This is a genomic window from Flavobacterium labens, from assembly GCF_048286755.1.
Lineage (GTDB): Bacteria > Bacteroidota > Bacteroidia > Flavobacteriales > Flavobacteriaceae > Flavobacterium.
Map to the genome: position 1 here is coordinate 185,297 of NZ_JBLVPL010000002.1, position 27,000 is coordinate 212,296.

A 27,000-nucleotide genomic window follows, 5' to 3' on the forward strand; every position below is an offset into this window, starting at 1 on the left:
AAATTAAATTTTATTCCAAAGACAATCTAGCCATAATAGGAAAATGATCTGAGTTAATAAATTTCGGAAAATTTTCAAACTTCTTTACTTTCATTTTTTCGTCAGCAAAAATATAATCAATTCTGGCTGGATAGTACCTGAATTTATAGGTCTCTCCAAAACCATTCCCTGCTTCTTCAAAGCTATCTTTCAACTTTCCTTTAATGCTTCGGTACACATAAGAAAACGCGCTATTGTTCATGTCTCCGCAAATGATAATTGGATACATACATTTCATTTTATGTTCCTTAAAAATCTCCGCTTGCTGTTGTTGTTGCTTGAACGCTTTACTGATTCTAATAAATAACATTTGTGATTTCTGCTGATTAATCGCATCGATATTTTCATCAATTTCATTGACATCAGGAGAAATTTTGATGGATTGAATGTGCATATTATACACTCTTATAATGTCTTTTCCTTTTTTTAAATCCGCAAAAACAACGTTATTACTTGAATTTGGAAAAATAATATTTCCTTGGTCAATAATCGGAAATTTAGAAAAAATCGCCTGTCCCGTTTTAATTTGGTTTCCATCAGTAAAAATATATCGGTGTGGATACACTTTCAAATCAATATCAGCTGAGGAAGAGTATTCCTGAATACACAATATATCAGGGTTTTTATCATTAATAAACATGAGAATATCCGAAGGAACATCGTCTCTGTCAATCCATTTAAAAACATTAAACAGACGAACATTATAACTCATTACGGTAAAATCTTTTTCTTCTATAGGAAACTCTGGTGAAGAAAATTTATAAAACTTATTTATAAAAGTAATTCCTATCAATAAAACCAAACCCGAAACTATCAATTGCTTTTTGAATTGCAAAGCCCAATACACAAAAAACAAGCCATTTAAGATAAAAAAAAGCGGCATGAATAGTGTCAAAACGGATAAAAGAGGAAAAGATTTCGGTGCTAAAAAAGGTAGAACATAGGCAATAAAAGTGACAATAGTGAGAACTATATTCAAAAGAAACATTCCTTTATTAAACCATGAAAGATTTTTCATTTTCTATATTTTTTAGTAAGACAATATCTAAAATCTTATTTGATACTTATTTCCCAACTTTGAACAAGAATTCTTTTTCTTCTTTTGTCAAACTATCATAACCTGACTGACTGATTTTATCTAAAATTTCATCTATCTGTTGCTGAGATTTATCTTTTGTAACTATTTTTGAAACGCTTTTTACCAAAGGCTTACTGTAATTTTTATGTACTTTCTTGAATGGTGTTGACGTATTTTTTTTGAACAAATTTGCAAAAAAATCTATAACACGAGTAACAACAGTACTTAAATCGGTTCCATTTTGAAGCAATTTAATAAAAATAAAACCAAAAAAAGCTCCAGAAAGATGAGAAATATGCCCACCCATATTTTCTGAACGTAGTTGCATTAAATCAACAATAATAATTACGGTAGTTATATGCCACAACTTGACATTTCCAATAATCAATAAACGGAGATCCATCAAAGGATGATAAGTAGTAGTTGCTACTAAAATAGCCATAATAGCGGCAGAAGCACCTACAATTGGAGCGTTAATATTTAAAACGTAAAATACCAAAATATAACAAATTCCTGCAAAAATGGCGCTCAATATGTACAAGCCCAGCAATTGCTTAGAAGTAAAATACGTCATAAATAATCTGCCCGAGAAGTTCATAACAATCATATTAAAAATAATATGCATGATTCCACTGTGAAAAAAAGCATACGAAAGTAACGACCAGGGTTTCCAAAGCAAATCTGCCGGATTAGATGACAAACTCACATAATGGATGTAATCAATATTGACACCCAACAAGGATAAAAGAGCAAAAAACAACCATGGTAGAACAAACAAAGCTACATTCCAAAAGATTAGCTGAGTCACTATTCCTCCCATCTTGTATTGTAATTTCAGGTCGTCAATAATATTCATAATTTAATTGGGATTTAAGAGCTGATATTTAGGCCGTACTACTTTAAAAGGGGTTAGATTTTTAATTCCAACGATTTTTATTGAACTGATTTTTCTTCCAATACCACATAATAATAAAACCAAATAAAGCACCTCCAACGTGTGCAAAATGGGCAATTCCACCGCCACCAAAAATTGATTTTCCAGAAATACCTAAATACAAATCAACCAATACTAAACCTGGCACAAAATATTTTGCCTTTATTGGCACAGGAATAAACATCAAAGCCAATTCAGCATTAGGAAACATGAAAGCAAATGCTACTATCGTTCCATAAATAGCTCCAGATGCGCCCACTGCTGTACCAACATAGGCACTTGTGAAATTTTGAAAATCAGAAACGGATATAAATTGTTGCCATCTTGTATCTATTTTACCCTCATTTAAAAGTTGCAAAATTTCTTGTTTAGGAAATCCGTTAGCTATAAGCGTATTCAAACTATCTTGAAAATAGTAATAATTAACTCCAGTATGCAATAAAGCAGCACCTAGTCCACAGGAAATATAGAAAAATAGGAACTTCTTACTTCCCCACATTTGCTCTAAAGCAGACCCAAAAGAATACAACGCAAACATATTGAAAAAAATATGCATAAAACCTCCATGCATGAACATGTGCGTCAGCGGTTGCCACAATTGAAAACTTGGGTTTTCCGGAAAATACAAAGCCAATATTTTATAGGCAGCATCACCTATTACCAGAGTACCTACAAAAAACAATACATTTATAATTATTAATTGTTTTACTGTCTCAGTTACGTTTCTCATAATGCAAATTTTTTATCTAAATCTTCCACACGCATCGTGATGAAAGTGGGTTTGTGAAATGGGGAAACATTTGGGTCTTTACAGGCAAAAAGTCCGTTGACCAAATTTTCCTGTTCTTTTTCTGTAAGATGCGTTCCTGTTTTTACCGCTAAACTTTTTGCCATAGATTTGGCAATCGTATCGTTCTGACTGAAACTGCTTTCAGGAATTCCGTCCTGCAAATCACTTAATAATTGTTCTAAAACCAGTGAAACTTCACTCTCCGTTACATTTACCGGTATTCCCGAAATAACAATATGATCTGTATTATTTTCTTCGAAGACAAATCCAGTGTTCATTAATGATAATTGTAATTCACCGATGAGATCCATTTCGCTCGACGAAAAAAACAAGTTCAAAGGAAACAACAACTGCTGGCTTGAAGCTTGATTAACGGTCATATTCACTAAAAACTGCTCATACAAAACACGTTGATGCGCGCGTTGCTGATCGACAATTACCATCCCTGATTTGATGGAGGAAACAATATATTTTTTATGTATTTGATACGTTTTATGTACAGAATGCTCAACTTCTTCGTCATTAAATAAAGAGGAAGTCACTTCTTCATTTTCGAAAGTCATCTGTCCTATTTCATCCGTATCTTGTTTTAAACCTACATATAGACTTTCCCAATTAGCCGTTGGTTCCGGTTTTCTGTAACTGGAAAATTGCTTGCTGGGTTTTTCTTCGGAAAACGGATTGAAGTTTCCATCAACTTGAATTGTAGGCGTTTCCCCCGTTAAATCTTTGTAATGATACGGCGTGTCTAAATTAGAATCACGGTCAAAATCCAAAACTGGAGCCACATTAAACTGACCCAAACTATGCTTTATGGAAGCTCTTAAAATAGCATATAATGCATGTTCGTCATCAAACTTAATTTCCGTTTTAGTGGGATGAATATTGATATCAATAGTATTAGGAGGCACCGATAAATATAAAAAATAACTGGGCTGTGCCCCATCTTTCAAAATTCCGTCATAGGCAGCCATAACCGCATGATGCAAATAACCACTTTTTATAAAACGATCATTCACAAAGAAAAACTGTTCTCCACGATTTTTTTTGGCAAATTCTGGTTTACTTACAAATCCCTGAATCGCAACAATCTCTGTTTCTTCTTGAACCGGCACTAATTTTTCATTGGTTTTACCCGAAAAAATATTGACAATTCTTTGGCGTAAAGTAGATGGAGGCAAATTGAACATTTCACTGCCATTGTGATAAAACGTAAAATGTATTTTTGGGTGAGCCAAAGCCACACGTTGAAATTCATCAATAATATGGCGGTATTCCACCGTATCCGATTTCAGGAAATTGCGTCGCGCCGGAATATTAAAAAATAAATTTTTGACTGCAAATGAAGTTCCTTTTGGTAAAACAGCAACATCTTGCGATACAAACTTACTGCCTTCAATGATAATGTGTGTTCCAAGTTCTTCTTGATCTTGCTTGGTTTTCATTTCTACATGGGCAATTGCCGCAATAGATGCTAGTGCTTCCCCACGAAACCCTTTGGTATGCAAAGAAAACAAATCTTCTGCCTGACGAATTTTGGAAGTGGCGTGACGTTCAAAACACAAACGCGCATCGGTAACAGTCATTCCTAAACCAGTATCAATCACTTGAACTAATGCCTTCCCAGCATCTTTAAGAATTAATTTGATATCTGTTGCTCTGGCATCTACCGCATTTTCCAGCAACTCTTTGACAACTGAAGCTGGTCTTTGAACGACTTCTCCAGCAGCAATTTGATTGGCAACATGATCAGGAAGTAATTGAATTATACTCGACATTAAAAAAATGTTGTTTAAAGTTTAAGGTTTAAATTTTTAAAACCAAGATGTACAAATTTAATGAATTTCTGTTGGGAATGGTAGCTTATTTAATCATAAAAAAAACAAAAAACCTATACTATTTATGAGACAGTATAGGTTTAATAATTAGTGTTTTTATTATTTATTCCTTCAACTCTAAAGGCGAACCTTCTTCTAGTTGAATAGCTCCAGCAGACAATAAATGCTGATTATCTATTTGGTGTGATAACGAAGCCTGCTGACGAATATACGCCATTTTGATAGCTGCGATAGCTGCTTCAGTACCTTTGTTACCGTGAATTCCTCCACTTCTATCAATGGATTGTTGCAGGGTATTATCAGTCAAAACACAAAAAATTACAGGAATATCCGTTTGAACATTCAGGTCTTTTATGCCTTGCGTTACTCCTTCACACACAAAATCAAAATGTTTGGTTTGCCCTTGAATTACACATCCAATAGCAATCACAGCATCAACATTTTGTGTTTGCAGCATTTTCTTTGAACCATATATAAGTTCAAAGCTTCCAGGAACATTCCAGCGAATAATATGCTGGGCTGGAACTTGATTTTCCAAAAGGGCTTCAATAGCACCTCTATAAAGTCCTTCAGTTATGGAATCATTCCATTCTGAAACAACAATCCCAAAGCGAAAATCTTTCGCGTTTGGGATTGAATTTTTATCGTAATCGGATAAGTTTTTATTTACGGTAGCCATTTTATTTTAAAATTTTGATTTTAGATTTTTGATTTCAGATATTAAAGGTAGCTTTTTGAAATCAAAAATCTACAATCTTAAACCACCAATCTTACTATCATTTTTTATTATTGTGCTAATCCTATCAAAACGTCAACTGAAGCAGCCTCTGGAGTTCCTTCAAAATTGTCTTTAATATCTGTAAAATATTTCAAAGCATCTGCTTTATTTCCTAATGCCAAAGCTGTTTTTCCTGCTTTTAACAAGAAACGTGGCGTAGTGAAATCATTTTTATTTGATTCAGCAGCTTTCACGTAATTTTCTAAAGCTTCTTTCGGTTGATTTTTTTGAGAATAAGCATCTCCAATTGCTCCTTTTGCCAAAGCTCCTAAAACAATATCATCTGATTTAAATTTACTTAAATAATCAATCGCTTCCGTATATTTTCCTGTATTCAAATAAGCAATTCCAGCATAATAATTAGCTAAATTTCCTGCATCAGTTCCTGAATATTCATCAGCAATTTTTAAGAATCCAAATTTACCTTCTGAACCATTCAAAGATAGTTTATATAATGAGTCACTTGCTACTCCATCAGTTGCTTTTTGGAAATTTTGTTGTGCTACAAACATTTCATTCGCTGCTTCCTCTTGTTGTGGTGCGGCAACGAATCTTTGGTATCCTAAATAACCAATAGTAAAAATAGCAGCAGCGGCAACTAAACCAATAATAACTTTTTGATTTTTAGCTACCCAATCCTCAGTTTTCGAAGCTGTTTCGTCTAATGTTGAAAAAACACCAGCTGTTGTGCTGTCTTTTTCATCAATTTGTACTGCTTCAACCGCGTCATTTACTTCTTTTTCTTTTGGTGCTTTATATCCTCTTTTATTGTAAGTAGCCATTTATTTTTAATTTAGTGAGTCGCAAAAATAAAATTTTTATTCAAATCTAAAAGCCATTTTTATCGATATTTTTCAATAATTTGCACCCACTTTGAAAAACCCGTTTAAAAACATCAAAGTTCTCAATACCAGCAAGCCTTACAGATGTATTTAAAAAAGATTTCATTATTCAATTATAAGAATTTTTCGGAAGCAAATTTCGATTTTGACAGCAAAATAAATTGTTTTGTAGGTAAGAATGGTATTGGAAAGACAAATGTGCTGGATGCAATCTACCATTTATCGTACGGAAAAAGCTATTTCAATCCCTTAGCGGTTCAGAATATTAAACACGGAGAAGAATTCTTTGTGATTGATGCTGAATTTGAAAAAAACGAAAGAAATGAACAAATTCTTTGCAGCCTTAAAAAAGGGCAAAAAAAGATATTGAAACGCAACGGAAAAGCCTACGAAAAATTCTCAGATCACATTGGTTTTATTCCTTTAGTTATCATTTCTCCTGCTGATAGGGATTTGATTGTGGAAGGCAGCGAAACCAGAAGAAAATTCATGGACAGCGTGATTTCCCAACTGGATTCCCATTATTTACAACAACTCATTCAATATCAGAAAGTAATGAGCCAACGCAATGCTTTGTTGAAATATTTTGCATTGAATCATGTTTTTGATACTGATACGCTCTCTATATATAATGAGCAACTCAACGGTTTTGGAGATTATATTTTCGAAAAAAGAAAAGAATTCATTGACCAGTTCATTCCTATTTTTAACACACACCATCAAGCCATAACTGGCTCGCAGGAAACTGTCCGTCTGCTTTATGAAAGTCATTTATTCGAAAAAGATTTATTGACTTTATTACAAGAAAATATCAATAAAGACCGTGCTTTACATTACACAAGTGTAGGAATTCACAAAGACGATTTAGCATTTGAAATTGACCAACATCCAATTAAAAAATTTGGTTCTCAAGGCCAGCAAAAATCGTTTCTGATTGCTTTAAAATTAGCTCAATTTGAATTTCTAAAAAAGCAAAGCGGTGTAAAACCCATTTTACTTTTTGATGACATCTTTGATAAATTGGACGAAAGTCGCGTAGCCAAAATCATCGAAATGGTCAACAGCGATACTTTTGGTCAACTTTTTATTTCAGACACACATCCGGAACGTACTGAAGCCATTGTAAAATCTACACATCAGACGTATAAAATTTTCAACTTATAACTTTTATTTAGTGATTTATAGGGTTCCAAAATTGAAAAATTACCTATTTTAGCGTATTCAATTTTAAACTCGATTACAATGAAATTTCATTTGATATTCCTGGCAATCATAGGATTTGTTGTTTTATCCTGCAACGGGCAAAATTCCAAAGAAATCAAAACTATTGATTCAAAAACCTTTTCTGAAAAGATGGCAGCGACTCCGAATCCACAAATTCTGGATGTAAGAACTCCTGAAGAATTTACTTCTGATCATATTGATAATGCTAAAAATATAAATTGGCTTGGAACTACTTTTGTTTCCGATGTAGAAAAATTAGACAAATCTCAACCCGTTTTTGTGTATTGCAAAAGTGGCGGAAGAAGTCAGAAAGCAGCTGAAAAACTAAATGAATTAGGTTTTAAAACTATTTATCAATTAGACGGAGGAATATTAAAATGGGATGCTGCAGGATACTCTAAACCAAGTGATAAAATCATAGGACTATCCGCTGCGGAATACAACAAACTATTAAATTCAGATAAAAAAGTATTGATTAATTTTTACGCTGAATGGTGCGCGCCCTGTAAAAAAATGGCTCCTTATGTTTTGCAAATGCAAAAAGATTTAGCAGATAAAGTAGTTATTATTCGATTGGATGCCGATAAAAATAAAACCTTAATTTCTGAAATGAAAATCCGCGAACTTCCTACACTTTTACTGTATGAAAATGCAACCGTAAAATGGAAACATTCTGGTTTTATAAGTGAAAATGATTTAAAAAAACAACTACAATAGCTTCAAGATGCTTTCAAAAAACACACTCCAATTTCTAGATGATTTAAAAGCCAACAACAATAGGGACTGGTTTTTGGAAAATAAAAAACGCTACGAAGCAGTCAAAAAAGAATACCAGCAATTAGTTGGTGATTTTCTTGACACCATGAAACCGCTTGATCCATCGCTAGAAATGCTTGAAGTGAAAAATTGTACTTTTAGAATCAATCGTGATATTCGGTTTTCTAAAGACAAAACTCCTTACAAATCGCATTTAGGCGTTTGGCTTTCTTCGGGAGCAAAAGGCATGAATCGATCTGGTTATTACATTCATTTAGAAAAAGGAGCCAGTTTTATTGCCGGTGGGTTGTATTGTCCCGAAGCGGTAGATTTGAAAAAAATGCGTAAGGAAATTGCTTATTTTCATGATGATTTAGAAGCTATTCTTAACGAAAAAGAGTTCAAAAGAGAGTTTAAAGATTTTGATCGAAATGAAAAAGATACGCTGAAAAATCCACCACGAGGGTACGAAAAAGAACATCCAGCTATTCAATTTTTGAAATTGAAAAGTTTCGAATGTTCTCAAAGAATTGATTTTTCAGAAGTAACAAAAAAAGATTTTGTTGCTACAATGAGTAAAAAACTGATTGCGCTTAAACCACTGAACGATTTTATAAATCGAGCTTTAACTTCTGAGTAATTATAATTTACACTGATGAAAAAAAAGAAAATACTTTTTCTGGGAGAATCCTACAGAGCCGATGCCATAACTTGGATGAATGGTTTAAAGGAATTTGGTGATTTTGAAATTATTACTTGGGAATTAAAAACGCCCAACAATTGCATTCATAACCGAATTTTAAGGGTTTTCGAATTTGAATTAGCCATTTTTAAAATCAGGAAAATAATAAAAGCACAAAGACCGGATATGGTAATTGCAGAAAGAACTACAAGTTATGGTTTTCTTGCTGCATTATCCGGTGTAAAACCTGTTGCAATTGCACAACAAGGCAAAACCGATTTATGGCCTAAAAAATCGATTACATTACCGTTAAAAAAACTCATTCAGAATTACGCTTTCAAAAAAGCAGATTTAATTCATGCTTGGGGACCCGTGATGACTATTTCAATGATAGAAGCCAATGTGGATATGAATAAGGTTTTGGTTTTACCAAAAGGAATTGATTTGAGCAAATTTGGAAATCAAAACAACGCCAATCCAGAAAAAATTTGTGCTATCGTCACTCGCTCTCTATTGCCGGAATACCGTCATGATATTATCTTAAAATCATTTGCCATTTTAAACCAAAAAGGAATAGACTTCGTACTTACCATTATAGGAGACGGAACACAACTTTCTAAATTAAAAGATTTAGCAGAAGATTTAGGCATTGAAAACAAAGTCAACTTTACGGGAAGAATCCCAAATACTGAATTACCAAAACTATTACAGCAATCTAATATTTACATTAGTATGCCAATAACCGAAGGTGTTTCGGCCTCATTATTTGAAGCTATGGCTACTAATTGCTACCCAATTGTAACCGATATTGAAGGAAATAAGAGTTGGATTAAACACCGCGAAAACGGACAATTAGTTACAGTTGATGATTACAAAATGCTGGCAGAAGAATTAATCTGGGCATTTGAAAACAATAAACACCGAAACGGAGCCGTTTTAAAAAATAGAATATTTTTAGAAAAAAATGCAGATTACAACATAAATATGAAAATCATTGCCAATAAATACCACGAATTAATTAACACAAATAGCCCCAATTAACTATGTGTGGAATTAATGGAATCTTGCATTTACAATCACAAAAAAAAATTGACGAACGCGTTCTTGTAAAAATGCGCGATTCGCTGGAACATCGAGGTCCTGATGACAAAGGATTGTTTATAGAAAACAATATTGGTTTTGGACACAGAAGACTTTCAATTCTGGATGTTTCTCTCGCCGGACACCAGCCTTTCCTGTCAGAAGACGGAAGATATGTGCTGGTTTATAATGGCGAAATCTACAATTTCAAAGAGTTTTATCCAGAATTAAAAAGCAATGGATTTGATATCAGAACTACTTCGGATACCGAGGTCTTGATGAAATTATTTCAATTGCATGGTTTAAAAATGCTCAACCGCCTCAACGGTATGTTTGCATTTGCTATTTGGGATAAATTAGAAAAAAAGTTAACTCTTGTTCGGGACAGAATGGGTGTTAAGCCTTTATATTATTCTTTTTATAACGAAACTTTATATTTTGCTTCTGAACAAAAAGCACTTTTCACGGCTGGAGTTCCACTCAAAATGGCACAGGATGGACTGGAGGAGTATATTTTTAACCGATTTGTTGCCGGAGAAAACACGCTATATCAAAACGTAAAAAAAGTATTGCCCGGACATATTATGACCATTTATGAAAGTGGAAAAACTACTGTCGAAAAATGGTGGAATTTAAAAAAGGAAATTCAAAACCAACCTGAAATAAAAAATCCAGTAGAATGGTTTCAAGAAACGTTTGATGATTCTGTAAAAATGCGAATGGTGAGCGACGTTCCTGTAGGTGTTATGCTAAGTGGCGGACTGGATTCCTCGTCTATTTTAGCTTCATTACACCATCAAAAATACAAAGACATACAAACCTTTAATATTGGTTTTAAAGAGAAAGAACACAACGAAGCACATTTGGCTAAAATGATGGCAAAGAAATTCGATTATGGATTTCAAACCATGCAATTAGAGGATAAGAATCTTTATGACCAATTAATAAATGCTACTTATTTTCAGGATGAGCCAATCATGCATTTAAGCGAACCGCACCTTTTAGCGGTTTCACAAATGGCAAAACCTTCCGTAAAAGTGTTGCTTTCCGGCGAAGGTGCAGATGAGTTGATGGGTGGCTATGTACGCTACAAGGCCTTACAATACCCATCCTTATTGAATTCTATAGCCACTATAGGAAATCTGGATGTTTTTACAAAACAGCCACGATACGAGAAATTAACCCGTTATGCCCAAATCATAAAAAAATCCGATTTAGTCCTGTATAATGGTTCCAATATTTATCCCAATGATATTGCGGAAACTTTCGGAATTAATACGCCTCCAAAAAACGAATACAGAAAGCAAATTTATAAAGAAGCGAAGTCATTGTATCCTGGTAATTTACGCCGACAAGCACTTTATTTTGACCAACACACCTACTTATGCTCGCTTTTGGACAGGAATGACCGTTGTACCATGGGCGCATCCATTGAATGTAGAGAACCATTTCTTGACCCGAGATTAATTGTTGGATTAGGATCATTAGAAGACAAATGGCTTTTTACAGGAAAAAAATGGAAATTCATTCTAAAAAAAGCAATGGAAGAACGTTTGCCAAATGAAATTCTAAAATTCAAAAAAGTTGGTTTGAGTGCGCCTTGGGGCGATTACATCACAAAAAGTCCTGCTTTCAAAGACGAATTAGATTCTTTCTCGAAAAGTGATTTATTTCAAATACCTTATTTTGAACACATAAACATTAAAAAATTAGTTCAGAATTTACAAAAAGGTGACGTTACGATGACTCCGTATATTATGCCATTGTTTATGATGCATATCTGGATGAAAACGTATGCAACTAAATTTTAATCCTTACTTTTGGTGCGGGATAAAACAATTCAAAAAGCACTTTCTTTTATGGAAATAGTACATAATTTCTCTTTAAAAAAACACAATACTTTTGGCATTGAAGCCAAAGCAAAACAGTTTGTTGCCGTACATTCTGTACAAGATTTGAAAACTATTTTACAAGAAAATAAAACGGAGCAAAAATTTATTTTAGGTGGCGGAAGCAATATGCTTTTGACAAAAGACATTGATGCGCTTGTCATTCATATCGATTTGAAAGGCAAGAAAATTATTGAAGAAAATGATGATTTTGTTTGGGTCGAAAGTCAAGCTGGTGAAAGTTGGCATGAATTTGTACTTTGGACCATCGACCAAAATTTTGGCGGTTTAGAAAACATGTCACTCATTCCAGGAAACGTTGGAACTACACCAGTCCAAAATATCGGAGCTTACGGAACCGAAATAAAGGACACTTTTGTTTCCTGTGAAGCAATGACTATAGAAAGTCAGGAAATGAAAACGTTCACAAAGGATGAATGCGATTTTGGATACCGAGAAAGCGTTTTTAAAAACGAAGCAAAAAACCAATATATTATTACATCGGTTGTTTTTAAATTAACAAAAACAAATCATAAAATCAATACTTCTTACGGAGATATTTCATCTGAATTAGCTAAATATAACATCACAAATCCTACTTTAAAGGACGTCAGTAATGCCGTAATTACCATTCGACAAAGCAAATTACCAGACCCGAAAGAATTAGGAAACAGTGGTAGTTTTTTTAAGAATCCAATTTTATTAAAATCAGATTTCGAAAAAATACATCAGCAATTTCCTGAAATGAAATATTTTGATATTTCAGAAACCGAAGTAAAAGTACCTGCTGGATGGTTAATCGAACAAGCTGGATTTAAAGGAAAACGTTTTGGTGATGCAGGAATCCATAAAAATCAAGCTTTAGTTTTAGTGAATTATGGCAATGCGACAGGTCAGGAAATTTTGAATGTTTCAAAAGATATCCAGGAAACTATATTTAAAACGTTTGGCATTCACATCGAAGCCGAAGTGAATGTGATTTAATAAAAAAATTGTTAGACACCTTATATTATTAGATAACTTATCAATTCGTCTTATCTTAAATTCTAATATCAAAAAACCTAAGTTACAAACTATGTACACTCCAGAAATCTACAAAAACGAGAATCAACAAGAAATCAAAAAGTTTCTGCAAGAGAACAGCTTTGGTATTCTAATTAATCAAAGTAATGGAAAATTGTGTGCCACACATATTCCTTTGGAACTAGAAACTAATAAAGAAGGCAACGATATTTTATGCGGACATATTTCTAAAGAAAACCCACAATGGAATGGTTTCATAGACAATGACCAAATTTTAGCAGTATTTCCAGGGCCTCATAGTTATATTTCTTCCTCTTGGTACGATCATGAAAATGTTCCAACATGGAACTACATTGCCGTTCATGTGTACGGAAAAATTAAAATAATTGAAGGAGAAGCCGTCATCGAATCCTTAAAAAGGCTAGTTGATAAGTACGAACAAAATTCAGAAAATCCAGTCCGTGTAGAAGATTTATCGAAAAAAACTATGATGCAAACTCGTGGTATTGTAGCGTTTGAAATTGAAATAACTGAAATCCAAGCCACGAGAAAATTGTCTCAAAACAGAGACGAAAAAAATCACCAAAACATCATTACTGAGTTAGAAAAAGCCAATACAAATCAGTCCATCGCTATTGCGAATGAGATGAAGAAATGCCCAATATAAATTCTTTCGAAATTCACAGATTGTATTTAACAATTCACAATTCTATTCATACCTTTGCGCTCGATTTAAAAACTCATTAAACTCAGATGCTTATACTAATTCTTTACTTTTTTATTTTTATTGTCGTTCTTCAAATTTCGTATTATTTAGGTGTTTTTGGAAAATTTGCTTTTGCTAAAGCGCAGAAAATAACACCAAAAAGAATCCCGATTTCGGTGATTGTTTGTGCCAAAAACGAAGAAGAAAATGTAGCTAATTTTATTCCTCTTCTTGCTGAACAAAACTATCCTGATTTTGAAATAGTTCTGATTGACGATGCATCAAGTGACGCTACTTTGGATATTTTTGAAGGTTTTGAAAAGGAATATCCTAATGTTCGTTTGGTAAAAGTAGAGAACAACGAAGCCTTTTGGGGAAACAAAAAATACGCATTGACTTTAGGAATAAAAGCTGCCAAAAAAGAATATTTATTATTCACCGATGCTGATTGCTACCCAACTTCAAAAGAATGGATAACGGCTATGAGTTCTCAATTTACAATGCAAAAAACTATTGTTTTGGGTTATGGTAAATATGAAAAAATCCCTAATTCATTTCTGAATAAAATAATTCGTTTTGAAACTTTATTGACCGCAATTCAATATTTTTCATGGGCCAAAATTGGACATCCATATATGGGAGTAGGAAGAAATTTAGCCTATAAAAAGGAGGAATTTTTCAATGTAAATGGATTCATCGAGCACATGCAGGTACGTTCTGGTGATGATGATTTATTTATAAACCAAGCTGCAAAAGCTAAAAATACAACTATCGCCTACACACCGGAAAGTTTTACACTTTCTAAACCAAAGACTACATACAAAGACTGGTTGATCCAAAAAAGAAGGCATATTGCCACGGCAAATTATTATAAACCTCTAGATAAATTACAATTAGGAGCATTCTATTGTTCGCAATTACTATTTATTTTATTACCCATTATATTATTAGCCTTCCAGTTTCAATGGATATTAGTTTTAAGTTTGATCGCATTACGTTATCTTGTGGCATGGATTGTGGTAGGATTTTCAGCAGGTAAGCTTAAAGAAAATGATATAAAGTTCTGGTTCCCTATCGTTGAGATAGTACTTATCTTAACACAAATCAATATCTTTATAACTAATATATTCTCAAAACCGGTACATTGGAAATAAACAAACAAATAGAAAAAGCAAAACAAGGCGATCAGGTTGCCTTTACTTTTCTATTGGATTATTATTGGAATGAAGTGTATGGCTTTATGCTGAAACGCACCGAAAACGAAACTAATGCCGAAGATATTACCATCGAAACGTTCTCGAAAGCATTCGATAAAATAGCCACTTACAACTCGGAATTTCAATTTAACACTTGGCTTATTGCTATTGCAAAAAACGTACACATCGATTTATTACGAAAAAAGAAATCGAGTCTTTTTGTCGAAATTACTGATGAACAAGATCAGCAAGCCTACAATATTGCTGACACTACTCCATCTGCAGAAGATGAATTGATTACGGAACAAAACCTTTCTCGATTGTTACAATTCATCAAAGAATTGAAACCGCATTATCAAGAAGTGATTCAGTTGCGCTATTTTCAAGAAATGAGTTATCAGGAAATTGCCAATAAAATTGATGAACCTTTGAGCAATGTTAAGATTAAATTGCTTCGCGCCAAAAAACTTCTGGCAGAAATCATTCAGAATAAAAGGTAGTTTTATTTTACAAAACAGCATCGATTGTTAATTCCTTAAAAACAAAAAGTGATCTAAATTAATTTTAGACCACTTCGTTTAATCAAAAGTAATTATAGATTTCTAAAAATTATCTTATAATTCTTTCCGGATAATCAGTGATAATTCCGTTCACTTTAAGTCCTCGTAGATTCTTAATATCGACAGGTTCATTCACAGTCCAAGGATAGATTTTAAAATCATTAGCTTTCATTACCGCTACATTTTCAGCTGTTAAGGTTTTATAATACGGATTTATTGCCTGAGCTTTAAGCTCTTTTCCCGTTTTAATAATAGTCTCAATAGGATCTTTATAGGTAAGCAACCCAATAGCTATTTCAGTACTTAAAGACCTCATTTTTTGCAATTCTCCTATTCGAAAACTGGATATAAAAAAATCTTTATTTCTCCACCCTTTTTTCTTGTATTCTTCTATAATTCTATACGTATCCGTTGCAGTGTTTGTCCCTTTCAATTCAATATTAAGCACTACTTTTTTATCAATAGTCTCAATAACTTCTTGCAAAGTTGGGATTTGATGTTTCCCTGCAACCAGAACTTTTCTCAATTCTTCGAAAGTATATTCTTCGATTTTTCCTTTTGCGTTTGTAATGCGATCCAAATCATCATCATGAAAAACAACCAATTCACCCGTTTTAATTTTGAAAACATCTATTTCTAACATATCGGCTTTTAATTCGATTCCTTTTTCTATTGATGCTAGAGTGTTTTCTGTCGCATGACCCATTGCACCTCTGTGCCCACAAACCACAAATTTATTTGAAGTACAATTTGAAAATAACATGGCTATTGATGAAGCCATTAATAGTGTAGTGAATTTCATAATTTTCATTTAAGTTTTGTCGTAAAAATAGATGAACCGCCAGAATCAAACATTAAGAAAGGATTAAATTAAGACTATTTTACCTAAAGAAATTTGATCCTTCTTGGTCTTATTTGGTTAACAATATCTTAAAAAAAGCAGCTTTAACACTCGGTTTTTAAGGTTTCATTAACACAAAAGTATTCTACAGTTATTGTTTAAATAACTGCCTTTTTTCAATTAGTCAATTCCTTTGTCGGCACTAAAAAACAAAAAAATAGTATTCATGAAACAACTCCAATTATTTTTATTAACGATGGTGCTGACCGTTTTTGTTGGCACTACAAATTTTGCCCAAACGACTCAGGCCTCAATTTCAGGTATCGTTTTAGGCAATAATTCAGAACCTATTAAAGATGCAACAGTCCTAATTCGAAATGAATCAACTGGATTTAAAACCAATTCATTGTCTAATTTCAAAGGAGTTTTCACTTTCAAAGAACTACCGTTAGGCGGGCCTTACACAATAAGTATTAAAGCTTTAGGTTTTGGAGAACAGCAGCGTTCCGGTTACACATTAAATCAAGGTGATTTAATAAACATTGAAATCCTAATGCAAAACGACATTCAAAATCTGGAAGTAGTTGAAGTTGTAGGACGAGGTTTAAAAAATAAAACAGGGAATTTAGGAGCTGCAACGGCAGTAACCGCAAAACTAATCAATGCCTTGCCAGTCAACGGAAGAAATTTCACCAGTTTAATGGATTTATCACCTTTGAGTAGAGGCGGGAACATTTCAGGACAATTAGCTTCCTCGACAAATTACACACTGGATGGAATGAATGCCAAAAACCCAACTTCGGCAGGATCTACAACCAGTCGAAGCGGTGCTCCTTATTCCATATCGATTGAAGCCGTAAGAGAATTCAAAGTGGTGACGAATCAATATGACGTAGGTTATGGTCGAAGTGGTGGCGGAACGGTAAGTGCTGTGACTAAATCAGGAACAAATGATTTTACAGGAAGTATGTTTGCTTATAACCGTGCAGATTGGCTGTCTAGCTCTTATGACATTAGAGGAAACAGACGTCAAAATGATTTTTCTACGTCACAATATGGTTTCACTTTTGGCGGACCAATCATTAAAGATAAATTACATTTTTTTGTGGCTTGGGACCACCAACAAGATTCGCGTCCATTAATTATAGCTGATGTTCAATCTGCCGAAGACGAATTGCGTTTTAATGTTACAAGAGCCACATTAGATAATTTTGTGACTATTGCCCGTAATAAATATGGCGTTTCAAACTCCCCACAATACGGAACATTTGATAAAAAACGTAATTCTGATGCAGCTTTCGCTCGTATTGACTGGCAAATTAACAGTAACAATTTATTGACGGTACGTAATAATTTCACCTATGACAATAATAAACTAGGATTACAAGATAATACGACCATCAATTTATATGAATCGTTTGGTGACGATTTAAATATTGACAACAGTATTTTGGCTTCTTTACGAACAAAAGTAAATGCAAGAGTAACGAATGAGTTGAAAGTACAGCATTTATATACTTTTCAAGACAGTAATCCGGGCGATCAATTGCCTTCTTACAATATCCCACGTGCTATTGTAGAAAATGTGGCTTCAACTATTAATGGAGCAGTAAGAACTACGAATATTCAAATTGGAGGTCATCGATTTGCCCAAGAAAAATTTACCAATAATGTTTTTCAAATTGTAGATAATTTATACTTCAATACGGATAAAGTTAAATATACTTTTGGATTTGATTTAATGCAAACTAATTCAGAATCTTTATATGGAAGCGAAGTAAACGGTCGTTTTCATTTTAACAGTGTTGCTAATTTTAACAACTTAACGCCTTATCGTTATTACAGAGAAGTGCCTTTAGTAGCTGATCCTACCGTGATTTCTAATATATTAAATGCTGGAATTTATGGTCAGTTGCAAACTAAAATTGGTGTGGGATTGGACCTGACTTTAGGTTTGCGATTTGATTATGCTAAATATCCAACAGCCACCTTCAATCAATTAGTTTTTGATGAATTAGGCATTCGTACGGATAATAAACTTCAGTCAGCTATCCTTCAACCAAGAGTACAATTGTCTTGGGATGTAAATGAAAATCACAAAGATTACATTCGTTTAGGAGCTGGAATTTTTGCATCCGATTTGAATAATTATGCGGTCATCAATAACTTATATTTTGATGGAAATCACACTGCCACAGTGGATGTAAGATCTCCAAATGTTCCTATGCCAAATTTCATTGATTATCGAAATAACTATGCTAGTATTCCAACTTTGGATGCGTTCCAATTACCTACTATTAATTTCACAGGAACAGATGCTAAAGTTCCGGTTGTCTATAAAGCCAATGTATCCTACTCTCATTTCTTCACTGATAGATTGAAAGCAGGGATTGCGGGTTATGCTACTTTAGGACGTAACAACTATGTTTATGTAGACCGCAACATGGTTGCGAATCCATTTTTTACTTTGGCAAATGAAGGCAATCGTGGCGTTTACGTTCCAGCAAGTTCAATGCCTGCAAATGGTGCTGGAGACTGGATGCAAGGGCGTATCAGCAATAAATTAGGACGTGTTTTAGAATTAAACAGCGAAGGTAAAGTCAATCAATTTGCAATGGTGGTAGATGCTACGTATCGTTATTTTAAAGATGGAGAAATATCTGCCAGTTATACCTTGAATGATACCAAAGACAATACTTCATTTAACGGAAACGTAGCCAATACAGCAACTTTAGTTTTACCGGTAGAAGATGATCCAAGAGACTTGAGCAAAATGAGTTATTCCGATAATCATTTCCGTCATAAAGTGGTGTTTTATGGAACATTGCCTACTTTTTATGGATTCAGTGTTGGTGTTCGTTATTCTGGTATTGGAGGTACACGCTACAGTTTATTGTCAGGAGGAAATACAAATGCCGATTTTGTCACTTCATCCAATGATTTAGCGTATATATTTGACATTAATAATCCTGCAGTTCCCCAAAATATAAAAACAGGATTACAAACCATACTTAATAATCCGGCTGCCAGCCAAAGTTTGAAAGACTATATCACTAAATATTCTGGTAAAATTGCCGAGAGAAACGGCGGAATAAATGACTTTTATGGTCTTGTTGATGTCCGAATCAGCAAAAAGATTGCGCTAGACAAAAAACAATTCTTGGAATTTACAGCAGATGTATTTAATGTTGCCAATTTATTAAACAAAGAATGGGGTGTAAATAAATCGTTGGGAAGTCAGTCTTTATATGCTTTAGGAACACCCGCATCAGGAACAACAGCTGCAGTTCCAGGATTTGACAGCACCAGACAACAATTTAATTACAGAGTAAACAATGCAGGACTTCCTTCGCTTTCAGGAAATCCATTTCAAATACAAATTGGATTTAAATATGCTTTTTAAATCCTACTAGAAAATAATTTAATACAAGAACAAAGCGCATTCAAATTAATGAATGCGCTTTTTTTACGAATACCTAGCCAAAAAATCAATAAAAACAATAATTAATCAACATAAAAGTTAAATAAATAAACATAAAACCAATTAAATAAAATATTTATTAAATTTATATACTAAAATTCTTAATTCTTACGTTCTGTAAAATAAACCTTCTTGCTTATGATTTAATTGTACTTAACCACTAAATCCATAAATTATGTCAAAACTAAGCATTTACGAGACCGGTTGGATCAACCTTGTTTTCCAAGACCGAAACAAAGAATATGGAGCATATCAATTGCGTCAGGAAAGTACTAAAACATCATTAACAGCACTTTTTATGGGTGTATTGTTTTTATCTAGTGTCTTAAGTATCCCAGTAATCATTACCTATTTGAACCCCAATAAAGGCATCACGATAGGTATTCCAGAACTGACAAATACCGTGGTCCAACTTACTGACATAATTCCGAATCAGCTTGAAGAAAAAAAGACGCTTCCTCAGATAAAAACTAAAAGTGTAGAAGTACCCGTTAAAAGTGCCCAACTTGTTAATCCTGTAATTGTGCAGGCTTCACAAGCAAATCAAGACATTGCAAAAACCACCGATAATACTTCTATAACAAATACAACTTCAGAGGGAACTGGAACTGTAGGTATAAATCCAACTTCTTCTTCAGGAACAGGAACTGAAATCGTAACGCCTGTTGATTTGGGAAACACTATTGTAAACAGCGTTGCTTTGGATAAACTACCTGAATTCCCCGGTGGAATCAATAAATTTTACACCTATGTGGGTAATAATTTTGAAAAACAAGAAATAGATGGTAGCGGTTCTATTAGGGTATATGTTTCTTTTGTAATTGAAAGAGACGGCAGTATGACTGATATTCAAGTCAAAAGAGATCCTGGTTATGGTTTGGGGAAAGAAGCTGTTCGCGTATTCAAATCCTTGAAAACAAAATGGTCGCCGGGAATGATTGCCGGAAAACCAGTGCGAACTGCGTATAACCTTCCCATTACGGTACAAATGAATTAAATATAAAAGAAAAGCTTCAAATAATTTTGAAGCTTTTCTTTTATATATCTTTTTATTTTTTTTTCATTTTATACTAAAACAAAAAAAAGTCCTAATCTAGCCCTGATTGCAGTGATATCCCATGCATTTTTTTTGCATGGATATAATGGAAAGCAGGACGACTATTCACTAAAAACAAGAAAATATTGTGCTCCTAAAGCATCCATTTCTCTTTATTCAAATAAACAAATAAAGGAATCCACAAATAAACTACATTCCTTATCTTTGTGCTCTGAAAATTGATATATGGAAACTGTTTTAGAAAATACTTTACCTGTAGGAAAACCGAAATGGCTAAAGGTAAAACTCCCAATAGGCCAAAAATACACTGAGCTTCGCGGCTTGGTTGATAAATATAGTTTAAACACGATTTGTACGTCTGGAAGCTGCCCAAATATGGGTGAATGCTGGGGCGAAGGAACGGCAACATTCATGATTTTAGGAAATGTATGTACTCGTTCTTGTGGTTTCTGTGGTGTAAAAACCGGAAGACCGGAAACTGTTGACTGGGATGAGCCTGAAAAAGTGGCGCGTTCTATCAAAATCATGAACATCAAACATGCCGTAATTACAAGCGTTGACAGAGATGACTTGAAGGATGGTGGTTCAATTATTTGGATTGAAACCGTAAAGGCTATTCGCAGGATGAACCCAAATACAACACTGGAAACTCTGATTCCAGATTTTCAAGGTATCGAAAGAAACATTGACAGAATCGTAGAAGCAAATCCTGAAGTGGTTTCTCATAATGTAGAAACGGTACGTAGATTAACTCGTGAAGTAAGAATTCAGGCAAAATATGACCGAAGTCTTGAAGTATTGTGTTATTTAAAAGAAAAAGGAATTAACAGAACTAAGTCGGGAATTATGCTTGGTCTTGGAGAACAAGAAGAAGAAGTTTACCAAACGATGCGAGATTTGCGTGAAGCCAATGTTGATATTGTTACCATCGGCCAATACTTACAGCCGAGCAAAAAACACTTGCCAGTAAAGGAATTTATAACGCCGGAACAATTTGCTAAATACGAGCAATTTGGTTTGGAATTAGGTTTCCGTCATATTGAAAGTGGACCATTGGTTCGTTCCTCGTATAAAGCACAAAAACATATTTTATAAATAGTTTATTCGTTTATTTGTTTAATCGGTTAACCAAATAAACGAATAAACGAATAAACAAATCCATTTGAAAACAAGAATTGCCATAAATGGTTTTGGAAGAATCGGCAGGAATTTATTCCGATTACTTTTGAACCATCCCTCAATAGAAGTTGTTGCCATAAATGACATTGCCGATAAAAAAACAATGGCGCATTTAGTGAAGTATGACAGTATCCACGGTGTTTTACCATTTGCGGTCAGCGATGACGAAAAAGGAATTCTCGTAGATGGAAATCATTTCTTATTTTTTCACGAAAAAAGTATTTCAAACCTGGATTGGAAAAGTTTAGACATTGATTACGTAGTCGAATCGACGGGTAAGTATAAGACTTTTGAAGAATTGAATTCCCATATTATCGCTGGTGCCAAAAAAGTGATTCTTTCTGCACCTTCGGAAGTTGACATTATAAAAACGGTAGTGCTCGGCGTAAATGATTTTATTCTTGACGGAACTGAAACCATAATTTCGAATGCCAGTTGCACAACGAATAATGCTGCACCAATGATTAAAGTGATCAATGAACTTTGCGGTATAGAACAAGCGTATATCACTACTATCCATTCCTACACGACTGACCAAAGCTTACACGATCAACCGCATAAAGATTTACGTCGTGCTCGCGGGGCAAGTCAGTCTATCGTACCTACAACAACCGGAGCGGCAAAAGCATTGACAAAAATATTTCCTGAGTTTGAAGGTAAAATTGGCGGTTGTGGTATACGAGTGCCCGTTCCTGATGGATCTTTGACTGATATTACTTTCAATGTAAAACGCGCGGTGACTATAGATGAGATTAACGCAGCTTTCAAAATTGCCGCACAAACCAATTTAAAAGGGATTTTGGATTATACCGAAGACCCTATTGTTTCTGTTGATGTGATTGGCAATAAAAATTCATGTATATTTGATGCTCAACTAACTTCTGTTATTGATAAAATGGTAAAAGTAGTAGGATGGTATGATAATGAAATAGGCTATTCGTCCAGAATTATTGATTTAATTCTTCTAACAAAAAAATAAAATAACCCCAGGAAAAATTCAGCTGTAAATGAAGTATTTTTTTGCTTTTATTGTTTTTTTTTACTCCTCAATGTACTCTCAGCTCTATGAGGAAGTAGACAGCATAGCATATTACAGCAGTTTGAGTAATTCCAATATTCAGACTAATAATTATAAAGAGGCATTATTGCATTCCCAAAAGGCAATTGATTACGCTAAAAAAAATAAAAACATTAAAGACCAAGCACAACAAACTTTTAATCTTGGAAAAATTTATTTTGACTTAAAAAAATACGATGATGCAATAGAAACATTACTAAAAAGCGCTTCATTATTTTCAAATTTCGAGCCAAGTTCAGAGCATTCTGCAACGTACTACCATATTGGCTTATGCTACATGCAAAAACAAGATTATGATAGAGCTTCCATATACTTTGAGAGAACAAGATCTATTAATGATAAATTAAGAATTCCTGACGTTGCCGAGTTATTAAACCTTCAAAAAGGTCTAATTTACAAATCAAAGAATAAATTAGATTTAGCATTATCTGCTTTTAAAATAATAATTGCAAAATCTGACAATGCCGCTTTGACAAATACTAAAGCTGAAGCAACTTATCAAATAGGAAAAATTGAAGCCAGCAGAAATAGGAATAACTTGGCTTTAAATTATCTGAATAAAGCATTAGAACTAAACAGTAAATCTGAAAATCTAGAACAGAAATCAAATATTTTACTGGCCTTAAGTGATGTTTATGAAAAAACGTTAGATAAAAATAATGCGTATTTTTATCTAAAACAACATCTTAATTTAAAAGAGAGCATCACAATTTTGAACAATGAAAGGCTTGGCATAGATGATTACAAAAAGTTCAAAGAGTCTGAAAAATTAAAAGAAATTGCACAAGCTAATTATGAAAATAAGGAGCAAGAAAAGGCTAATAAATTTTCTAAACTAATCAGTATTTTCGCCATTGCATTAATTTCAATTTTATCTTTATTAAGTCTATCCTTGTACAAAAATAATATCATTAGAAATCAGTCTAATTTATTATTGCAAGAAAAAAACAAAGAATTAGAGATTGCAAAAGATAAAGCAGAAAAAGCATCAAAAGCGAGATCCGAATTTTTATCCACTGTGAGCCATGAGCTCCGAACTCCCTTGAACGCCATCAATGGTATTACTCACTTATTATTGGAAGAGAACCCAAAAAAAAATCAATTGGACTACTTGTCTTCCTTAAAATTTTCAGGAGATTATTTGACAAAATTCATTAATGAAATTTTAGAGATTAATAAAATTGATTCTCAAAAATCAGAAATTGAATACACCAGTTTTAATCTAAAAAAATTATTAGAGGATATCAAACATTCTTTGAAAGAATTGGCTGTGGTGAATAACAATAATTTCAATCTTGAAGTTGATGCCGCAATTCCCGACTATTTGATTGGCGATCCCACAAAATTATCACAGATAATACTGAATTTAATCAACAACGCACTGAAATTCACAAAAAACGGAAACGTTACCGTTATAACCAATCTTAGCACATTAGAAGATAAAAAAGCCACTTTGTATTTTGAGATAACAGATACCGGAATAGGAATACCTGAAGATAAATTAGCAAGCGTTTTTGATAGTTTTTCGCAAGGTTCCATAGAAGTAAATCGCAAATATGGTGGTACCGGTTTAGGATTGACTATCGTAAAAAAATTAATTAAAATTCTTGGCGGACACATCAAACTTAAAAGTGTGGTAGGTGAAGGCTCTTCATTTTCATTTCAATTAGAATTCCAAATAAGTCCACAGCAGGAATCTCAAATGGAGAAAAAGCCAATGATAAAATACGATCCTACTAAATTAATAAACAAGAAAATACTATTGGTTGAGGACAATAAAATCAACCAAATGATTACCAAGAAAATGCTAGATAATAAAGGAATTATCTGCGAAATAATTGATAACGGTGAGGATGCAATTGATTTATTGAAAACTAATACATTCGACTTAGTTCTTATGGATGTACACTTACCCGGCATAAACGGAACAATTGCAACAGAAACAATACGAACATTTGACAGTACTACTCCTATCATTGCGCTTACCGCAATATCACTGCATGAAAATCGTGAGATGCTATTATCATTTGGCATGAACGATGTAATCACTAAACCGTTCATACCAGAAGAATTTTACACTACCATAGCTGAATATATTTAGATTTAATAATTCAGAATCAATTCCTTTATAAGGCTTCTCACTTTTGGTTCCGCCTCTTTAGCTGCTTCCAAAACTTCGTCATGAGAGATTGTTCCAATACTTTCTTCGTTACCCATATCGGTAATTACTGAAATACCAAATGTTTCCAAACCCATATGACGTGCCACAATCACTTCTGGAACGGTTGACATTCCTACACAATCTGCACCCAGAATTTTTACCATTTTGTATTCGGCCAAGGTTTCAAAAGTTGGACCTTGTAAACCCAGATAAATTCCTTCATGTACCTCAATATTTAATTCTTGAGCCAGTTCAGTGGCTTTCGTAATCATTTTTCTCGAATACGGTTCACTCATATTTACAAAACGAGGTCCAAAACGTTCGTCATTTTTTCCACGCAAAGGATGTTCTGGTGTCATATTGATATGATCCGTAATCATAACAATAGAACCTACTTTATAACTTGGATTAACACCACCAGAAGCATTTGAAACCACCAGTTTCTCGACGCCCAAAAATTTCATAACTCGCACCGGAAAAGTAACTTCTGTCATTGAATAGCCTTCGTAGAAATGAAATCTTCCCTGCATGGCAACGACTTTCTTATCTCCTATTGTTCCAAAAACTAATGCACCTTTATGACCTTGCACTGTAGACACTGGAAAATTTGGAATTTCATTGTACGGCAGCGTAAATTCTACTTTAATTTCATCCGTAAAACTCCCTAATCCTGAACCTAAAATCACACCGTATTCTGGAGCAAAATCAACTCTTTCCTTAATATAACTAACTGTTTCTTGTACTTGTTCCCACATAATCTAAAATTGTTTTATTAAAATTATCACTCCGTTCCGACGCCTCGGAATCGGGACCCGAAACAAAAGAACTTTGTATTGGCAAATAGAAAAGTTGTTCACTTGGTAAACTTCCCTTTAAACGTACGTAATCTTTTTCGGTAGTGATAATAATTTTGTTTTGAGCTAAATTTTTAATTTCTAAAATGTCTTTATCGGTAAAATTATGATGGTCTGGAAAAGACAAACAAACATCATTGGTATCTTGTAAATAGGCAAAAAACGGTTCCGGTTTCGCAATTCCAGCTACCAGTAATTTAGCAGTCGATTGAATTTCATTTACATTTATTTTTCGGTCCTCTCCATAAATAAATTCTTCGTAAGCTATAAAAGTAAAGTACAATTCCTGATTTACACCAACTTTTAACCTCTTTTTAATCATATTCTGTTCTTCAGGCGCGAGATTAAAAGGGCATTTGGTTACAATAATCACATTTGCTCTGTCTGCTCCGCTACGGCTTTCGCGTAAATTTCCAGTTGGCAACATCCAATCATCCGAATACAAATCACAATAAGAAGTCAATAAAATATAAAAACCCGCTTTTACTTTTCGATGTTGAAAAGCGTCATCAAGCAAAATCACTTCTGGTTTATCAGATTGAGAAAGTAGTTGTTCTATCCCATTTTTTCTATTGGCATCAACTGCAACTTGGATTGATGGAAATTTTTTATAAAACTGAAAAGGCTCGTCTCCAAGAAGGGCAGCATTTGAATTGGCATCAGCCAAAATAAAACCTTCAGATTGTCTTTTATATCCACGGCTTAACGTGGCAATTTTATATTTATCCGAAAGTAATCGAATCAGATATTCAATTTGGGGAGTTTTTCCGGTTCCGCCAACGCTAAGATTTCCGACAGCAATAACAGGCAAATCAAAAGAGTACGATTTTAAAATCCCTTTATCGAAAAGAAAATTCCGAATACTCGTTATCAGACCATATAAAATGGCAAACGGGAATAGCAATTTTCGCAGTAAATTCATTTTACGAAAGTA

Annotated in this window: 23 protein-coding genes; 14 read left to right on the forward strand and 9 right to left on the reverse strand. The window is 33.7% G+C overall.

Annotated features, from left to right (window positions below; translation table 11 throughout):
* Window positions 1-10: 10 nt before the first annotated feature.
* The 6 genes from ACNQF8_RS07395 to ACNQF8_RS07420 form a co-directional block, all read right to left on the reverse strand.
* Window positions 11-1,057, reverse strand: coding sequence for an endonuclease/exonuclease/phosphatase family protein (locus tag ACNQF8_RS07395; RefSeq protein WP_417951775.1), 1,047 nt, complete (start codon window positions 1,055-1,057; stop codon window positions 11-13).
* 46 nt (window positions 1,058-1,103) lie between these two features.
* Window positions 1,104-1,973, reverse strand: coding sequence for a rhomboid family intramembrane serine protease (locus tag ACNQF8_RS07400; protein WP_417951776.1), 870 nt, complete (start codon window positions 1,971-1,973; stop codon window positions 1,104-1,106).
* Between the two features lie 61 nt (window positions 1,974-2,034).
* Window positions 2,035-2,781 (reverse strand): rhomboid family intramembrane serine protease, encoded by a 747-nt coding sequence (locus ACNQF8_RS07405; protein ID WP_417951777.1) that lies wholly within the window; start codon window positions 2,779-2,781, stop codon window positions 2,035-2,037.
* On the reverse strand, window positions 2,778-4,619 hold the full coding sequence (mutL, locus tag ACNQF8_RS07410; protein ID WP_417953155.1) for a DNA mismatch repair endonuclease MutL: 1,842 nt from the start codon (window positions 4,617-4,619) through the stop codon (window positions 2,778-2,780). The genes ACNQF8_RS07405 and mutL overlap by 4 nt, the downstream gene beginning before the upstream one ends.
* 163 nt (window positions 4,620-4,782) lie before the next feature.
* Window positions 4,783-5,358, reverse strand: a complete 576-nt coding sequence (ribH, locus tag ACNQF8_RS07415) for a 6,7-dimethyl-8-ribityllumazine synthase (protein WP_315208938.1) — start codon at window positions 5,356-5,358, stop codon at window positions 4,783-4,785.
* 107 nt (window positions 5,359-5,465) lie between these two features.
* A complete protein-coding gene (locus ACNQF8_RS07420; RefSeq protein ID WP_417951781.1) occupies window positions 5,466-6,239 on the reverse strand; it encodes a tetratricopeptide repeat protein in 774 nt (257 codons plus the stop codon).
* 144 nt (window positions 6,240-6,383) lie between these two features.
* Between ACNQF8_RS07420 and recF the strand changes: the two genes are divergently transcribed.
* The 9 genes from recF to ACNQF8_RS07465 all read left to right on the forward strand — a co-directional run bounded on the left by recF (window position 6,384) and on the right by ACNQF8_RS07465 (window position 15,355).
* Window positions 6,384-7,463, forward strand: a complete 1,080-nt coding sequence (gene recF, locus ACNQF8_RS07425) for a DNA replication/repair protein RecF (protein ID WP_417951783.1) — start codon at window positions 6,384-6,386, stop codon at window positions 7,461-7,463.
* 78 nt (window positions 7,464-7,541) lie between these two features.
* Window positions 7,542-8,240 (forward strand): thioredoxin domain-containing protein, encoded by a 699-nt coding sequence (locus tag ACNQF8_RS07430; RefSeq protein WP_417951784.1) that lies wholly within the window; start codon window positions 7,542-7,544, stop codon window positions 8,238-8,240.
* A 7-nt stretch (window positions 8,241-8,247) separates the two neighbouring features.
* Complete coding sequence (locus ACNQF8_RS07435) at window positions 8,248-8,919, forward strand: DUF2461 domain-containing protein (protein WP_417951785.1); 672 nt, start codon at window positions 8,248-8,250, stop codon at window positions 8,917-8,919.
* A gap of 15 nt (window positions 8,920-8,934) precedes the next feature.
* The gene (locus tag ACNQF8_RS07440) at window positions 8,935-10,002 is read left to right on the forward strand and encodes a glycosyltransferase (RefSeq protein ID WP_417951786.1); all 1,068 of its coding nucleotides are present in this window, start codon (window positions 8,935-8,937) and stop codon (window positions 10,000-10,002) included.
* Between the two features lie 2 nt (window positions 10,003-10,004).
* Window positions 10,005-11,852 carry an asparagine synthase (glutamine-hydrolyzing) gene (asnB, locus tag ACNQF8_RS07445; protein WP_417951787.1) on the forward strand — a complete coding sequence of 616 codons (1,848 nt, stop codon included), beginning with the start codon at window positions 10,005-10,007 and terminating at the stop codon, window positions 11,850-11,852.
* 48 nt (window positions 11,853-11,900) lie between these two features.
* Window positions 11,901-12,914, forward strand: a complete 1,014-nt coding sequence (gene murB / locus ACNQF8_RS07450; RefSeq protein ID WP_417951788.1) for a UDP-N-acetylmuramate dehydrogenase — start codon at window positions 11,901-11,903, stop codon at window positions 12,912-12,914.
* A gap of 91 nt (window positions 12,915-13,005) precedes the next feature.
* Complete coding sequence (locus ACNQF8_RS07455; protein WP_417951789.1) at window positions 13,006-13,620, forward strand: FMN-binding negative transcriptional regulator; 615 nt, start codon at window positions 13,006-13,008, stop codon at window positions 13,618-13,620.
* Between the two features lie 86 nt (window positions 13,621-13,706).
* The gene (locus tag ACNQF8_RS07460) at window positions 13,707-14,813 is read left to right on the forward strand and encodes a glycosyltransferase (protein WP_417951790.1); all 1,107 of its coding nucleotides are present in this window, start codon (window positions 13,707-13,709) and stop codon (window positions 14,811-14,813) included.
* Window positions 14,804-15,355, forward strand: a complete 552-nt coding sequence (locus ACNQF8_RS07465; protein WP_099713290.1) for an RNA polymerase sigma factor — start codon at window positions 14,804-14,806, stop codon at window positions 15,353-15,355. Before ACNQF8_RS07460 ends, ACNQF8_RS07465 begins: the two co-directional genes overlap by 10 nt.
* A gap of 109 nt (window positions 15,356-15,464) precedes the next feature.
* On the opposite strand, the gene ACNQF8_RS07470 is transcribed toward ACNQF8_RS07465, so the two are convergent.
* Window positions 15,465-16,217, reverse strand: a complete 753-nt coding sequence (locus ACNQF8_RS07470) for a glycerophosphodiester phosphodiesterase (protein WP_417951791.1) — start codon at window positions 16,215-16,217, stop codon at window positions 15,465-15,467.
* Between the two features lie 265 nt (window positions 16,218-16,482).
* On the opposite strand from ACNQF8_RS07470, the gene ACNQF8_RS07475 reads away from it, so the two are divergent.
* From ACNQF8_RS07475 to ACNQF8_RS07495, 5 genes are all read left to right on the forward strand, one after another.
* Window positions 16,483-19,659 carry a TonB-dependent receptor gene (locus tag ACNQF8_RS07475; RefSeq protein ID WP_417951792.1) on the forward strand — a complete coding sequence of 1,059 codons (3,177 nt, stop codon included), beginning with the start codon at window positions 16,483-16,485 and terminating at the stop codon, window positions 19,657-19,659.
* Between the two features lie 253 nt (window positions 19,660-19,912).
* Window positions 19,913-20,734 (forward strand): energy transducer TonB, encoded by an 822-nt coding sequence (locus tag ACNQF8_RS07480; RefSeq protein WP_417953156.1) that lies wholly within the window; start codon window positions 19,913-19,915, stop codon window positions 20,732-20,734.
* Window positions 20,735-21,019: 285 nt separating this feature from the next.
* The gene (gene lipA / locus ACNQF8_RS07485; protein ID WP_417951794.1) at window positions 21,020-21,889 is read left to right on the forward strand and encodes a lipoyl synthase; all 870 of its coding nucleotides are present in this window, start codon (window positions 21,020-21,022) and stop codon (window positions 21,887-21,889) included.
* Between the two features lie 67 nt (window positions 21,890-21,956).
* Complete coding sequence (gap, locus tag ACNQF8_RS07490) at window positions 21,957-22,952, forward strand: type I glyceraldehyde-3-phosphate dehydrogenase (RefSeq protein WP_417951795.1); 996 nt, start codon at window positions 21,957-21,959, stop codon at window positions 22,950-22,952.
* A gap of 28 nt (window positions 22,953-22,980) precedes the next feature.
* On the forward strand, window positions 22,981-25,152 hold the full coding sequence (locus ACNQF8_RS07495; protein WP_417953157.1) for a tetratricopeptide repeat-containing hybrid sensor histidine kinase/response regulator: 2,172 nt from the start codon (window positions 22,981-22,983) through the stop codon (window positions 25,150-25,152).
* Between the two features lie 2 nt (window positions 25,153-25,154).
* Here the strand turns inward: ACNQF8_RS07495 and ACNQF8_RS07500 are convergent, their stop codons facing one another.
* Together ACNQF8_RS07500 and lpxK are read right to left on the reverse strand one after the other, a co-directional pair.
* A complete protein-coding gene (locus tag ACNQF8_RS07500; RefSeq protein WP_417951797.1) occupies window positions 25,155-25,967 on the reverse strand; it encodes a purine-nucleoside phosphorylase in 813 nt (270 codons plus the stop codon).
* Complete coding sequence (gene lpxK, locus ACNQF8_RS07505; RefSeq protein ID WP_417953158.1) at window positions 25,939-26,988, reverse strand: tetraacyldisaccharide 4'-kinase; 1,050 nt, start codon at window positions 26,986-26,988, stop codon at window positions 25,939-25,941. The genes ACNQF8_RS07500 and lpxK overlap by 29 nt, the downstream gene beginning before the upstream one ends.
* Window positions 26,989-27,000 lie beyond the last annotated feature (12 nt).

Excerpts from the sequence above, each read along its gene's own strand:
- ACNQF8_RS07430 (WP_417951784.1), top strand. The coding sequence starts at position 7,542 with ATGAAATTTCATTTGATATTCCTGGCAATCATAGGATTTGTTGTTTTA.
- ACNQF8_RS07405 (WP_417951777.1), bottom strand. The coding sequence starts at position 2,781 with ATGAGAAACGTAACTGAGACAGTAAAACAATTAATAATTATAAATGTA.
- ribH (WP_315208938.1), bottom strand. The coding sequence starts at position 5,358 with ATGGCTACCGTAAATAAAAACTTATCCGATTACGATAAAAATTCAATC.
- mutL (WP_417953155.1), bottom strand. The coding sequence starts at position 4,619 with ATGTCGAGTATAATTCAATTACTTCCTGATCATGTTGCCAATCAAATT.
- recF (WP_417951783.1), top strand. The coding sequence starts at position 6,384 with ATGTATTTAAAAAAGATTTCATTATTCAATTATAAGAATTTTTCGGAA.
- lpxK (WP_417953158.1), bottom strand. The coding sequence starts at position 26,988 with ATGAATTTACTGCGAAAATTGCTATTCCCGTTTGCCATTTTATATGGT.
- ACNQF8_RS07440 (WP_417951786.1), top strand. The coding sequence starts at position 8,935 with ATGAAAAAAAAGAAAATACTTTTTCTGGGAGAATCCTACAGAGCCGAT.
- lipA (WP_417951794.1), top strand. The coding sequence starts at position 21,020 with ATGGAAACTGTTTTAGAAAATACTTTACCTGTAGGAAAACCGAAATGG.
- ACNQF8_RS07460 (WP_417951790.1), top strand. The coding sequence starts at position 13,707 with ATGCTTATACTAATTCTTTACTTTTTTATTTTTATTGTCGTTCTTCAA.
- ACNQF8_RS07495 (WP_417953157.1), top strand. The coding sequence starts at position 22,981 with ATGAAGTATTTTTTTGCTTTTATTGTTTTTTTTTACTCCTCAATGTAC.
- asnB (WP_417951787.1), top strand. The coding sequence starts at position 10,005 with ATGTGTGGAATTAATGGAATCTTGCATTTACAATCACAAAAAAAAATT.
- ACNQF8_RS07435 (WP_417951785.1), top strand. The coding sequence starts at position 8,248 with ATGCTTTCAAAAAACACACTCCAATTTCTAGATGATTTAAAAGCCAAC.
- ACNQF8_RS07470 (WP_417951791.1), bottom strand. The coding sequence starts at position 16,217 with ATGAAATTCACTACACTATTAATGGCTTCATCAATAGCCATGTTATTT.
- ACNQF8_RS07420 (WP_417951781.1), bottom strand. The coding sequence starts at position 6,239 with ATGGCTACTTACAATAAAAGAGGATATAAAGCACCAAAAGAAAAAGAA.
- ACNQF8_RS07500 (WP_417951797.1), bottom strand. The coding sequence starts at position 25,967 with ATGTGGGAACAAGTACAAGAAACAGTTAGTTATATTAAGGAAAGAGTT.
- ACNQF8_RS07475 (WP_417951792.1), top strand. The coding sequence starts at position 16,483 with ATGAAACAACTCCAATTATTTTTATTAACGATGGTGCTGACCGTTTTT.
- ACNQF8_RS07480 (WP_417953156.1), top strand. The coding sequence starts at position 19,913 with ATGTCAAAACTAAGCATTTACGAGACCGGTTGGATCAACCTTGTTTTC.
- murB (WP_417951788.1), top strand. The coding sequence starts at position 11,901 with ATGGAAATAGTACATAATTTCTCTTTAAAAAAACACAATACTTTTGGC.
- ACNQF8_RS07455 (WP_417951789.1), top strand. The coding sequence starts at position 13,006 with ATGTACACTCCAGAAATCTACAAAAACGAGAATCAACAAGAAATCAAA.
- ACNQF8_RS07400 (WP_417951776.1), bottom strand. The coding sequence starts at position 1,973 with ATGAATATTATTGACGACCTGAAATTACAATACAAGATGGGAGGAATA.
- ACNQF8_RS07395 (WP_417951775.1), bottom strand. The coding sequence starts at position 1,057 with ATGAAAAATCTTTCATGGTTTAATAAAGGAATGTTTCTTTTGAATATA.